Annotated in this window: 10 protein-coding genes; 1 reads left to right on the forward strand and 9 read right to left on the reverse strand. The window is 59.8% G+C overall.

The genetic code is table 11. The annotated features are described in order from the left end of the window. Nucleotides 1–64: 64 nt before the first annotated feature. Both RHM56_RS17295 and RHM56_RS17300 read right to left on the reverse strand, forming a co-directional pair. A complete protein-coding gene (locus tag RHM56_RS17295) occupies nt 65–3,130 on the reverse strand; it encodes an efflux RND transporter permease subunit (RefSeq protein ID WP_322234366.1) in 3,066 nt (1,021 codons plus the stop codon). Between the two features lie 5 nt (nt 3,131–3,135). Beyond that, on the reverse strand, nt 3,136–4,236 hold the full coding sequence (locus tag RHM56_RS17300; RefSeq protein ID WP_322234369.1) for an efflux RND transporter periplasmic adaptor subunit: 1,101 nt from the start codon (nt 4,234–4,236) through the stop codon (nt 3,136–3,138). A gap of 90 nt (nt 4,237–4,326) precedes the next feature. Between RHM56_RS17300 and RHM56_RS17305 the strand changes: the two genes are divergently transcribed. Further along, nucleotides 4,327–4,965, forward strand: a complete 639-nt coding sequence (locus RHM56_RS17305; protein ID WP_322234371.1) for a TetR/AcrR family transcriptional regulator — start codon at nt 4,327–4,329, stop codon at nt 4,963–4,965. A gap of 6 nt (nt 4,966–4,971) precedes the next feature. Here the strand turns inward: RHM56_RS17305 and RHM56_RS17310 are convergent, their stop codons facing one another. Genes RHM56_RS17310 through RHM56_RS17340 form a run of 7 tightly spaced genes read right to left on the reverse strand, consistent with a single transcriptional unit; the run spans nt 4,972 to nt 11,280 of the window. Beyond that, on the reverse strand, nt 4,972–6,141 hold the full coding sequence (locus RHM56_RS17310) for an ABC transporter substrate-binding protein (protein WP_322234373.1): 1,170 nt from the start codon (nt 6,139–6,141) through the stop codon (nt 4,972–4,974). Next, nucleotides 6,138–7,112 carry a GTP-binding protein gene (locus RHM56_RS17315; RefSeq protein ID WP_322234376.1) on the reverse strand — a complete coding sequence of 325 codons (975 nt, stop codon included), beginning with the start codon at nt 7,110–7,112 and terminating at the stop codon, nt 6,138–6,140. The genes RHM56_RS17310 and RHM56_RS17315 overlap by 4 nt, the downstream gene beginning before the upstream one ends. Further along, nucleotides 7,109–7,426 carry a hypothetical protein gene (locus tag RHM56_RS17320; protein ID WP_322234379.1) on the reverse strand — a complete coding sequence of 106 codons (318 nt, stop codon included), beginning with the start codon at nt 7,424–7,426 and terminating at the stop codon, nt 7,109–7,111. The genes RHM56_RS17315 and RHM56_RS17320 overlap by 4 nt, the downstream gene beginning before the upstream one ends. Before the next feature lie 13 nt (nt 7,427–7,439). After that, a complete protein-coding gene (locus RHM56_RS17325; protein ID WP_322234381.1) occupies nt 7,440–8,189 on the reverse strand; it encodes an SDR family NAD(P)-dependent oxidoreductase in 750 nt (249 codons plus the stop codon). A 49-nt stretch (nt 8,190–8,238) separates the two neighbouring features. After that, on the reverse strand, nt 8,239–9,000 hold the full coding sequence (locus tag RHM56_RS17330) for an SDR family NAD(P)-dependent oxidoreductase (protein WP_322234383.1): 762 nt from the start codon (nt 8,998–9,000) through the stop codon (nt 8,239–8,241). A gap of 10 nt (nt 9,001–9,010) precedes the next feature. Then, the gene (locus tag RHM56_RS17335; RefSeq protein WP_322234385.1) at nt 9,011–10,351 is read right to left on the reverse strand and encodes an MFS transporter; all 1,341 of its coding nucleotides are present in this window, start codon (nt 10,349–10,351) and stop codon (nt 9,011–9,013) included. A gap of 50 nt (nt 10,352–10,401) precedes the next feature. Continuing rightward, nucleotides 10,402–11,280: a polysaccharide deacetylase family protein gene (locus RHM56_RS17340; RefSeq protein WP_106115735.1), complete on the reverse strand. Its 879-nt coding sequence runs from the start codon at nt 11,278–11,280 to the stop codon at nt 10,402–10,404. Nucleotides 11,281–11,545 lie beyond the last annotated feature (265 nt).

Genomic DNA, 11,545 nt, shown 5'->3' on the forward strand with positions numbered 1-11,545 from the left:
CTCGCGATCTTTTAAAAGGTCAAAAAATCGCGAGGCAAGCTCGGTCTTACACAAAGCGGTTGCGTTAGACCTTCTTCACCTTGAACCACGCCGCATACAGCGCCGGCAAGAACAGCAAGGTCAGCGCCGTGGCCACGATCAGCCCCCCCATGATCGCCACCGCCATTGGCCCGAAGAACACGCTGCGTGACAACGGGATCATCGCCAGCACCGCCGCCAACGCGGTCAGCACAATCGGCCGGAACCGACGTACCGTCGCTTCAATAATGGCCTGCCACGCATCCAGCCCCGACGCTCTGTCCTGCTCGATCTGGTCCACCAGGATCACCGAGTTGCGCATGATCATCCCGGACAAGGCAATCGTGCCAAGCATCGCCACAAAACCAAAGGGTTTGCCGAACACCAGCAAGAACAAGGTCACCCCGATCAAGCCCAGCGGCGCGGTCAAGAACACCATGGCCATGCGCGAGAAGCTGCGCAGTTGCACCATCAGCAACGTCAGCACCACCACGATAAACAACGGCACACCGGCTTTCACCGAGTCCTGTCCGCGCGCGGAATCTTCAACCGTACCGCCCACTTCCAACAGATAACCGTCAGGCAATTGCGCACGAACGTCTTCCAGCGTCGGAAGAATCTGTTGCACCAAGGTCGCAGGTTGTTCCTTGCCGTAAATATCCGCTCGCACCGTCACAGTAGGCAGACGATTGCGGTGCCAAATGATGCCTTCTTCAAAGCCATATTCCAGGGTCGCGATTTGCGACAAGGCGACGCTTTGGCCATTGTCCGTCGGCACCGACAAGCTCGGCAGCAACGACAGTTCGGTGCGTTCCTGCGAGGTGCCGCGCAACAGGATTTCGATCAACTCGTTGTCTTCGCGGTACTGGCTGACCGTGGAACCCAGCAAGGTACTTTGCAGAAAGCGCGACAGGTTAGCCGTGCTCACGCCCAGCGCCCGCGCCCGATCCTGATCGACATTGAGGTACACCACTTTGCTCGGCTCCTCCCAGTCCAGGTGCACGTTGACCACGTGCGGGTTTTCGCGCACCTTGGCTGCCACTTTTCGCGCCAGAGCCCGAACCTGTTCGATGTGCTCGCCGGTGACCCGGAACTGCACCGGATAGCCAACCGGCGGACCATTTTCCAGGCGCGTAACCCGTGCACGAACGGTCGGAAATTGCTGGTCCAAGGTATCAATCAACCAGGTCCGCAGGCTTTCGCGGTCTTCGATGGTCTTGGCCAGCACCACAAACTGGGCAAAGCTGGCGGCCGGCAATTGCTGGTCCAGCGGCAAGTAAAAGCGCGGCGAACCGGTGCCCGCATAGGCCACGTAGTTCTCGATGCCAGGGTGATCCTTAAGCAGGTTTTCGAGCTGTTTAACCTGTTCCGTGGTGTTACTCAGCGATGCGCCTTCGGCCAGTTTCAAATCGACCATCAACTCCAGTCGACTCGACGCCGGAAAGAACTGCTGCGGAACAAACTTGAACAGCACCACCGAACCCAAAAACAGCAACACTGTCAGCGCAATCACGGTTTTGCGGCGGCGCACGCACCACTCCACCAGCCGTCGAACCCGCTGATAAAACGGCGTGCCATAAGGGTCCGGCGCACCGTCACCAGTGCCGTGTTTAGCGGCATGAATCTTCGCCAGATCCGGTAACAGCAACGCACCCAGGTACGGCACAAACACCACCGCGGCGATCCATGACGCCACCAGCGCAATGGTCACTACCTGGAAAATCGAGCGGGTGTACTCCCCCGTACTCGACTGCGCCATGGCAATCGGCAGAAAACCGGCAGCCGTAATCAGCGTCCCGGTCAGCATCGGAAACGCCGTACTGGTCCAGGCGAAACTGGCCGCCTTGAGCCGGTCGTAGCCTTGCTCCATTTTGATCGCCATCATTTCCACGGCAATGATCGCGTCGTCCACCAGCAACCCCAGCGCCAGCACCAGTGCGCCCAGCGAGATCTTGTGCAGGCCGATACCGAAGTAATGCATGGCCGCAAAAGTCATCGCCAGCACCAGCGGAATGGTCAGCGCCACCACCATCCCGGTGCGCACACCGAGGGAGAAAAAGCTCACCAGCAATACAATCGCCAGGGCTTCCACCAGCACTTGGACGAATTCTCCGACACTGGTTTTCACCGCCGCCGGTTGGTCTGAAACTTTGGACAAATGCATCCCGACCGGGAGATTTTTCTGCAACCGCTCAAACTCGGTTTCCAGCGCCTTGCCCAGCACCAGAATGTCGCCGCCGTCCTTCATCGCGACCGCCAGACCAATCGAGTCCTGGCCCATAAAACGCATGCGCGGCGCAGGCGGATCGGTAAAACCACGGCGCACATCGGCAACATCGCTGATGCGCAATGTGCGCTCCCCGACCCGAATCGGAAAACGTTCAATCTCTTCGACGGTTTTGAAATTACCGCTGACACGCAATTGCACACGCTCGGTCGGGGTCTCGAAGAAGCCCGCCGTCGACACCGCATTCTGCTCTTGAAGGGCTTGTTGCACCGCCGCCAGCGGCAAGCCAAGGGTCGCCAGCTTGAGGTTGGAAAGCTCGATCCAGATTTTTTCGTCTTGCAGGCCCAGTAACTCCACTTTGCCGACATCCTTGACCCGTTGCAGCTGGATCTGGATGCGGTCGGCGTAGTCCTTAAGCACCGCGTAGTCGTAACCATCACCACTCAGGCTGTAGATATTGCCAAACGTGGTGCCGAACTCATCGTTGAAAAACGGCCCTTGAATATCGGGCGGCATGGTCTGGCGAATGTCGCTGATTTTCTTGCGCACCTGATACCACAGCTCAGGCACTTTGGAGGAATCCATCGAATCGCGGGCCATAAAGGTCACTTGCGACTCGCCAGGGCGCGAGAACGAGACAATGCGCTCGTACTCGCCGGTTTCCATCAGTTTCTTTTCGATGCGCTCGGTCACCTGACGCGAGACTTCTTCGGCAGTGGCACCCGGCCACAGCGTACGAATGACCATGGCTTTGAAGGTAAACGGCGGGTCTTCGCTTTGGCCTAATTTGGTATAGGAAAGCGCGCCGACAATAGCCAGCAACAGCATCAAAAACAGGACGATCTGGCGATTGCGCAGTGCCCAGGCGGAAAGGTTAAAACCCATCGGGATTACTCCTTCACCGCCACATTGATCGTTCGGTTGGAGCGATCAATCGGTCGCACCTCCTGCCCTTGATGCAACACGTGCACGCCTGCCGACACAATCCAGTCATTGGCCTTGAGGCCTTCGAGCACCGGCACGCTGTTTTCGCCAAACGGCCCGACCCGCACAGGCACCTGCTCCAGCTTGTTGCCCTGGCCAACGCGCCACACGTAGGTCGCACCATTTTCTGCGCTCAAGGCCGACAACGGCACCGACAACGGAGCGACGCCCTCACCGGGAATAAAGACTCGGGCACTTTGCCCCAGTTCAGCAGGCACTTTGCCCTCTTCGAAAGCGATACGGGCCGCAAAGGTCCGCGACTTTGGATCAGCCGAAGGTGACAGCTCACGAATCCGTCCGCTGAAGCGCTGACCCGGTTGCGACCACAGCTCTACCGAGACCGGCAAACCAATCTTGAAGCGGCCAAAGGCTTGTTCCGGCAAGCTGATCAACACCTCACGCTCGCCATCGGCGGCCAGGGTAAACACCGTTTGCCCGGCGCCGACCACCTGCCCGACTTCCACCTGGCGTTGAGCGATCACGCCGTCTTGCGGTGCTCGCAGTACTGCATAACTGGCCTGATTGCTGGCCACGTCCTGTTCTGCCTTCAGTTGCTGGAGCTTGGCTTCGCCGGAGCGATAGAGGTTTTCGGCGTTATCGAACTGCGAACGGCTGACCATTTGTCGGTCGAGCAAGGTTTTGTAGCGGTCACGCTCGGCGCGCACCAGATTCAAGTTGGCTTGCCCAGCCGCGACCTGAGCACGGGTGGCTTCCAATTGCAGACGCACGTCTTGCGGGTCGAGTTCAGCCAGTGGCTGGTTAGCCTTGACCCGCTCACCTTCATCAACCAGACGTTTAGTCACTTTGCCAGCGATACGAAATGCCAGTTGCGGGTCAAAACGTGCCCGCACCTCGCCAGGGTAGCTTTGCGACGCCAGCGCCGAAGGCTGCGGTTGAACCACCATGGCCGGGCTGATCGTGACTTGAGCAGGTTTTTCCTGCCCGCAGGCCGATAACAAAAACACCAGACACACAGGTAAAGCGCGGGGCAAGGCATGGCGCAACATGGAGATGACCTTTCGCTAATAGGGCTTGGAATATTTATACTGGGCGGCATGTTATTAATACCAAACTCACCAGTCCAGTAATAAACGGAAATGTCCGACAATCCTTTATCCCCCAATGCCCTCGGGCGCCCCAAAGACATGGCAAAACGCCAGTCCATCCTCGATGCGGCCAAATCCCTGTTTTTGACCAAGGGCTATGCCAGTACCAGCATGGACGCGGTCGCGAGCTTGGCCGGGGTATCAAAACTGACGGTCTACAGCCACTTCACCGACAAAGAGACGCTGTTCTCCTCGGCGATCCTGGCCAAATGCTCAGAACAGTTACCGGACTTGTTTTTTGAGTTGCCCGGCGGCGTGCCCATTGAAACGGTGCTGTTGAACATTGGCCGTGGCTTTCAGATGCTGATCAACAGCGAGGAGTCGCTGAACCTGCATCGGCTGATGGTGACCCTTGGCAGCCAGGACCCGAAGCTCTCACAGATATTCTTCGAGGCCGGGCCGGAGCGGGTGGTGCACGAGATGGAACGCCTGCTGAACAAGATTCATCAAACGGGAGCACTGAGCATTGAGCGACCGCATTACGCGGCGGAGCACTTTTTTTGCATGCTCAAGGGGTCGCCCAACTTTCGCTTGTTGTACGGCTATGGCGGGGTACTGACGCCGCAAGAGTCCGACGCGCATGTGCAGGAAGTGGTGAGCGTGTTTATGCGGGCTTATCGACCGGATTGAACACCGTCATCGGGCGCGCATAAAGTCGCTCCAGCGCCGTACCAGGTAGTTGTGTTCGTCCATCACGGAGTTCCAAACGGCAATATGGCCCATGCGCTGTTCGTAGGAGCCGCCGTCGCGCACTTCGCCAATGTCGATCAGCGGTACGCCGTCACTGCCCATCAGCGCTTCGCGTGCAGGCTTGCCGGCGTACCAGTAATCCCATTCGGCAGTGCTCAGGTGGTCGCGGGTGCGTGCCGGGTTGCCAATGTAGTAACCCTGGCGGGCCATAACGGCACCTGGCCAGCCTGACAGCCACCAGTTGAGGTAAGCGTAGGCCGCGTCCAGCACCGGGCCCTTGGCATGGCGCGACAATGACAAGCCGCCAAACCAGGCGCGATAACCCTCGCGCGGCACCGCCAGCCGGTATTTGACCCCGGCACGGTGCAAGCGCATCAAGGTCGGCGACCACAAGCTCTGAATATCAATGCTCGGGCTGAGCATCAATTGCGCGGCCACTTCATCGTCCGACCAGAACGCCGCAAAGTGCCCTTCTTTCTGTTTACGCACGAGGATGTCAGCCAACGCATCGATCTCTTCGATGCTCATGTTGCCGACGTCATTGAACTTGACCAGCCCCGCCCCCTGCACGGCCAGCGCTGCATCCAGCGCACCGATGGCGGCGTCGCTTTGCAGCGCCGTACGCCCGCTCCACGCGGGGTCCAACAGCCAGCCCCAGCTTTCGTTGTCACGACAAAAACCTTCGGGCATGCGTTCGGGGCGGTAGGCGAAGCTGTCGCCGTTGTGCGTCAAGGGCAGCATGCTGATGCGCTCAGTGACGGTGCTGCCAAGGCTGCCATCGTGCTGCACGAACAAACGCTCGCAGGGCACGCTGCCGCTGCCCAGTTTGTCTGTGGCCGAGAGCCGACCGCGTTTGGGCAGGTCGTTGATCTCATGCCACAAGGCAATGCGCCGGGTGTCGATGGGCTGGATGGCCCTGGCCGGCCACACAAAGTCGACGTTGTGGAACCATTGGTCGTACAGGTCGTAACGCTCAGGGTGCATCACCGCAATGCGCTGGGCCTGTTCGACATCATGAACCTGGTACACCAGGCGAATCCCCAACTCTTGTTCAGCGCGCACCCGCAAGCATTCGAGCAAGGTCACAGACGTGCCGAGCACCCGTAATGTGATCATGCTGCGAATCTGCGCGAGAACACGTCGAAAGAGCGCCGCAGCAGCGCCGGGTCAAGGCCGCGCACGATAAACACAAGGCGCGACTGTCGATCGGTGCCCGGCCAGGCAGACAGGTGGACCGGGGCATGCAGGCAATGCTGCACGCCATGAATGGCGATAGGAGCGTTACTGGCGTTCACGTTAAGCAGTCCTTTGACGCGGAGAATTCGTTCGCCGTGGCATCTTAACAGCATCGACAACCACACCCCGAACCCCACCCAGTCCAGCGGCTGATCGAACGTCAGGCTGCACACCTGCGCAGCGCCGTGGGTGGCCGTGGGGGTTTGGTGGAGTTTCCAGCGACTGACTTCCACGCTGGGTTCGGCACTGCGCAAGCCTTCACCGAGCAACAGTTGATCACCACTGCGGATGTCATGGGTATCGCGGATCGGCGTACCGGCGTTGAGCCTGTGCAGGTGCGCGCGCAACGCATCACAGTCGCCCGCCACATCGGTCTTGCTCAGCAGCAGGCGATCTGCCGCCGCTACCTGGGCCAGCCATTCCGGGTGCAGACGCTCTTGCAGGGCTGCGTGGCTGGCGTCAACCAGGGTGATCACCAGGCCAATATGAAAACGCCCGCGCAGTTGCACGTCGTTGTTCAAGGTGGCAAGAATCGGCGCCGGGTCAGCAAGACCGGTGGTTTCCAGAATGACCCGTTTGAACGGCGGAACCTGGCCCCGCTCGCGGCGTTGCAGCAGCCCGAGCAGCGCATCTTTCAGTTCGCCACGGATGGAGCAGCACACACAGCCGCCGGGAAGCAGCACGGTGTCGGGCGCGACCTCTTCCACCAGCAAGTGGTCGATGCCCACATCCCCGAACTCATTGATCAACAACGCAGTGTCGCCCAGGCTTTCGCCTTGCAACAGACGCTTGAGCAACGTGGTTTTGCCGCTGCCAAGAAAGCCGGTGATGACGTTGAGGGCGATGCTCATGTGCCTGACTCCTGCAACAAGGTGTGTTCCAGATGATCGAGCACCCGCGGATCAAGCGGGTCCAGCGGGCGACCGAGCATGCTCTCGGCTTCCTGCCACAGCTGATCCAGGCCACTGGCCAATGCTTGCTTGCCGGTCGGGCCGAGCAGCAAGTAGGACGCGCCCTGAAAGTCTTCGACCTTGAGCCGGAACACCGCCAGCACTTGGTTGATCGCAGCTATCCGGCGCAGGCGCTCGCGACGCCTTGGCAATTCATCGCCCAACGGGTCGCTCCAATGCAGGTCTTCGCCCAACAGACCACAGAGTCCGCACATGGTTACACCTCGTTCATGGCATGACGTCGCCGGAGTTCGGGCCAAGGGTCTGACCCACGAACAGATTGCCACCGGGTTCGCTGGCCAGCAGCACGGCCACGGGTGCCACTTCATCCGCCAGACCGAAGCGGCCCAGCGGCAGTTCGGCGGCCTTGGCGCGCTTCCAGGTGTCGCTGATACCGCCCACCAGTGGCGTTTCGATGGGCCCCGGCGCGATGGCGTTGACCAGCACATTGTCTTTGGACACTTCCAGGGCCAATGACTTGGTAAAACCGATCACCCCGGCCTTGGCTGCCGCGTAATGGGTCAGCTCGGCGCCGCCCTTGATGCCCAGTTGCGAGGCGACGTTGATGATCCGCCCCCAGCGTTGCGCCAGCATGTGCGGCAAGGCGCGCTGGCTGGCGACGAAGACGCTGGTGAGGTCAACGCGCAGCATGTCGTTCCACATCTCGATAGACAGGTTCACACAGCGCGCCTGGGTGAGCATCCCGGCGTTGTTGACCAGAATATCAATGCCGCCGAAGTGTTCGACGCAGTGATCAACACTGGCCTGTGCGCCTTCGACGGTACCGACATCGGCCACACATTCGAGCACTTCAGCGCCGAAGTTGCGGCAAGTAATCGCCGTTTCGGCGAGGCTGGCGGCGTTGCGGTCAGCCAATACCAGGCGTGCGCCTTCGACCGCGTAGGCTCGGGCGATAGCGGCACCGATGCCACTGCCCGCGCCAGTGATCACGGCGCGGCGGTTGACGAGTTGGGGCATATGAAATTCTCCTGTTAAATACCGTTCCCACATTTCCAGGTCGTATAAGTCAGTCGGGCCAGCGGACTGTAAGGCCGCCGTCAATCACAATGCTCTGCCCGGTCAGATAGCTCGACGCATCACTGGTCAAAAACTGCACCAGTGACGCCACTTCATCCGCCCGCCCTACCCGGCCCAATGGAATCGCGCGCGCCGCTTTGGCCAAGCCTTCCGGCCCCAGCGAGTTCTTCGCATCCAGCGACTGCGGCGTCTCGATCAACCCCGGGATCACCGCATTGCAACGAATGCCCTTGGCCGCCAACTCCACCGCCAGCGACCGGCACAACCCTGGCACGCCAGCCTTGGCCGCTGCGTAATGGCTGTGTTCCTGCCAGCCGTACACGCCACCGGCGATGGATGAAATGGCAACCAGCGCTCCACCCTCGCCCATGTACCGGGTCGCCGCGCGGAAGGTGCGCATGACCCCGGTCAGGTCGACATTGAGCATCTCGTCCCACAGCGCATCGGTCATTTCCAGCAACGGCGCGCGCCGCAACAACCCGGCATTGGCAACTGCATAATCCAGGCGCCCAAAATGCTTCACCGCCTGCTCGGCCAACGCGTCAACCGAGGCGCTGTCGCCCACATCCAGCTCCAGCATCAGACACTCGCCACCCGCCGCCTCCACCTGGGTAACGGTGGTCTGCGGGTCATGGGGGTCAGCCGGGTAATACCCGCCGACCACCGCCACGCCATGGCGCGCATAGGCCACGGCCAGCGCTTGGCCGATGCCGCTGGCGGCGCCAGTGATCAAAGCAACTTTACGGCTCATGAAACTCTCCTTATTGAACGGTTTCCGGGCGCACATGGCGCGCAGCAAACATCAAGATCCCAGACAGGAAGCACGGCACGGCGCCAAACCACAGCGCGGCGGTCTGCCAATCGCTGCCGGCGGACAACACTTGGGTCGCGCCAAAGCCTGCGACCACCGCGCCAATCGGCCCCATGGCGTGAATAATCGCGCCGCCAGTGGCGCGGATGCTGGTCGGGAAGCTTTCACTGATAAAGAACAGCGCCGCCGAATACGGGCCAATCAGGAAGAACAAGCCCAAGCTGTACAACCCGACCACCATCGCCATGTTGCTCGGGCCAAAAAGCATCCCGGCGAATGACAGGCCGCCGAGCATCCAACCCAGGCCAATCACATTGCGGCGGCCGATCTTGTCCCCCAGCCAGCCGTGGCTCAGGTAGCCGCAATAGCCCACCAGGTTGGACAGAACGAGGATGATCAGCGAATTTTCGAAGGAAATGTGGTGCACGCTGACGATCACCGACGTGCCGAGCACGCTGAACACCTGGATCGCCGCCCAGTTGAGCAGCAGCGCGGCACCGATCACCAGCGTGGCGCGACGGGCCGGGCCACGGAACGCAGCCTTGAGGCCCGCCTTGCTGTGTTCGTCGTAGTCAACGCCATAGGTCTGGGCGACATTTTGCGCCTCGCTCACCGCACCGCTGTTACGCAGCGCGCTGATGCGCTGGTGGATCTGGAACTGCGGGCTTTCTTTGAGCTTGCGCGCCATGATCGCGATCACGATGGCCGGGATCGCGGCGAAAATAAAGCAACCTTGCCAACCGATGACCGGCAACAAGATGGCGGTCAAACCGGCGGCGATCAACGCCCCCACCGGCCAGCCACCCTGCACCAGGCTGTAGATGAAGCCGCGACGCTTGGTCAGTTTCGGGTCTTGGGAAGCGCCGTACAGCTCACTCAAATAGGTGGCGTTGACGGTTTCTTCGGCATACCCCAGGCCCGCCAGTGAACGGATCAGAATCAGCGGTGACTTGCCCCACGACCCACCGAGGGCGGTCAGCGCCGAGCACAACGCAGAACCGGCCACGGTGAAGATAATCCCGGTGCGACGCCCCAACTTGTCGACAATCGGGCCGATGGCCAATGCGACCACCGCCGTGCCCACCGCCACCCACGTTGCAATTTGCGCTTGCTCGACCTCATTCCAACCAAAGTGCTTGCCGATCTCCGGCAACAAGGTCCCGAACAAAATGAAGTCGTACACCGCGAACACCCAGGCGAAAAACGCAATCCGGGTGGCAAAACGCACCTCCTGGGACGTCAATTGCTGGGGTTTCCAGCCAGTCAGATCAAGCTTGTCGTAAATAGACATGAATCGCGCCTCGGAAGGTGAGTTGGCCCCGGCAGGAGCAAGCGTGTGGATCAGGTACGTGGGTTACGGCTGACAAAGTCGTCGGCGATCTCGTCGAAGGTGACGAAGCGCACCCCGGCATGGCCCTGGATGTGTTCGATCAGGCGCTCAAGCATCAGCAGCACTTGCGGGCGGCCGGAGACGTCGGGATGGATGGTCATGGTGAACACCGCGTGTTCATGCTCGCGGTACACCCAGTCGAACTGATCACGCCACATTTCTTCCAGGTGGCGCGGGTTGACGAAGCCGTGGCTGTTGGGGGCTTTTTTGATGAACATCATTGGCGGCAGGTCGTCGAGGTACCAATTGGCCGGGATCTCTACCAGCGCCGTTTCTTCACCGCGTACCAACGGTTTCATCCACGTATCGGGGTGTTGGCTGTAATCAATCTTGGTCCAGCTGTCACCTTTACGTACGTAGTAGGGGTGGAAGTCGTTGTGCATCAGGCTGTGGTCGTACTTGATGCCCTTTTTCAGCAGCAATTCGTTGGTGACCTTGCTGAACTCCCACCACGGTGCGACGTAACCCGTAGGACGTTTGCCAGTGACCTGGGTGATCAGCTCGATGGATTTATCGAGGACGATTTCTTCCTGTTCAGCGGTCATGGCGATGGGGTTTTCGTGGCTGTAGCCGTGTACGCCAATTTCGTGACCGGCGTCAGCCACGGCCTTCATCTGTTCAGGAAAGGTTTCCATCGAATGGCCGGGGATAAACCAAGTGGTGCGCAGGCCATAGCGCTCAAACAATTTCAGCAGACGGGGCGCGCCGACTTCACCGGCAAACAGGCCACGGGAGATGTCGTCTGGCGAGTCTTCGCCACCGTAGGAACCGAGCCAACCGGCGACGGCATCAACGTCGACGCCAAACGCACACAGGATGTCTTTAGCCATAACGTGTCTCCTTAACGATCAATTGACAGCACGATGCGCTTTATCAAATGTACCAATTAATAAAATGTACATTTTTACAGAGGCAGCTTTCATGCCAGTTCGTGCAGCAACCGGTTACGGAAAATGGGCTTATCGCTAAGAAGTGCGGAATAGGGGGTGTGGCGTGATTTCGAAAAGCGGGCCTGAAGGTTGCAAGGAGCAACCAAGCAAATAATGTATCTTTTACAAATAGATACATTTTGGTGCATATAAGTAACACGATGCC

The organism is Pseudomonas sp. CCC3.1 (assembly GCF_034347405.1).
Classification (GTDB): Bacteria; Pseudomonadota; Gammaproteobacteria; order Pseudomonadales; family Pseudomonadaceae; genus Aquipseudomonas.

Excerpts from the sequence above, each read along its gene's own strand:
- RHM56_RS17295 (WP_322234366.1), bottom strand. The coding sequence starts at position 3,130 with ATGGGTTTTAACCTTTCCGCCTGGGCACTGCGCAATCGCCAGATCGTC.
- RHM56_RS17300 (WP_322234369.1), bottom strand. The coding sequence starts at position 4,236 with ATGTTGCGCCATGCCTTGCCCCGCGCTTTACCTGTGTGTCTGGTGTTT.
- RHM56_RS17305 (WP_322234371.1), top strand. The coding sequence starts at position 4,327 with ATGTCCGACAATCCTTTATCCCCCAATGCCCTCGGGCGCCCCAAAGAC.
- RHM56_RS17310 (WP_322234373.1), bottom strand. The coding sequence starts at position 6,141 with ATGATCACATTACGGGTGCTCGGCACGTCTGTGACCTTGCTCGAATGC.
- RHM56_RS17315 (WP_322234376.1), bottom strand. The coding sequence starts at position 7,112 with ATGAGCATCGCCCTCAACGTCATCACCGGCTTTCTTGGCAGCGGCAAA.
- RHM56_RS17320 (WP_322234379.1), bottom strand. The coding sequence starts at position 7,426 with ATGTGCGGACTCTGTGGTCTGTTGGGCGAAGACCTGCATTGGAGCGAC.
- RHM56_RS17325 (WP_322234381.1), bottom strand. The coding sequence starts at position 8,189 with ATGCCCCAACTCGTCAACCGCCGCGCCGTGATCACTGGCGCGGGCAGT.
- RHM56_RS17330 (WP_322234383.1), bottom strand. The coding sequence starts at position 9,000 with ATGAGCCGTAAAGTTGCTTTGATCACTGGCGCCGCCAGCGGCATCGGC.
- RHM56_RS17335 (WP_322234385.1), bottom strand. The coding sequence starts at position 10,351 with ATGTCTATTTACGACAAGCTTGATCTGACTGGCTGGAAACCCCAGCAA.
- RHM56_RS17340 (WP_106115735.1), bottom strand. The coding sequence starts at position 11,280 with ATGGCTAAAGACATCCTGTGTGCGTTTGGCGTCGACGTTGATGCCGTC.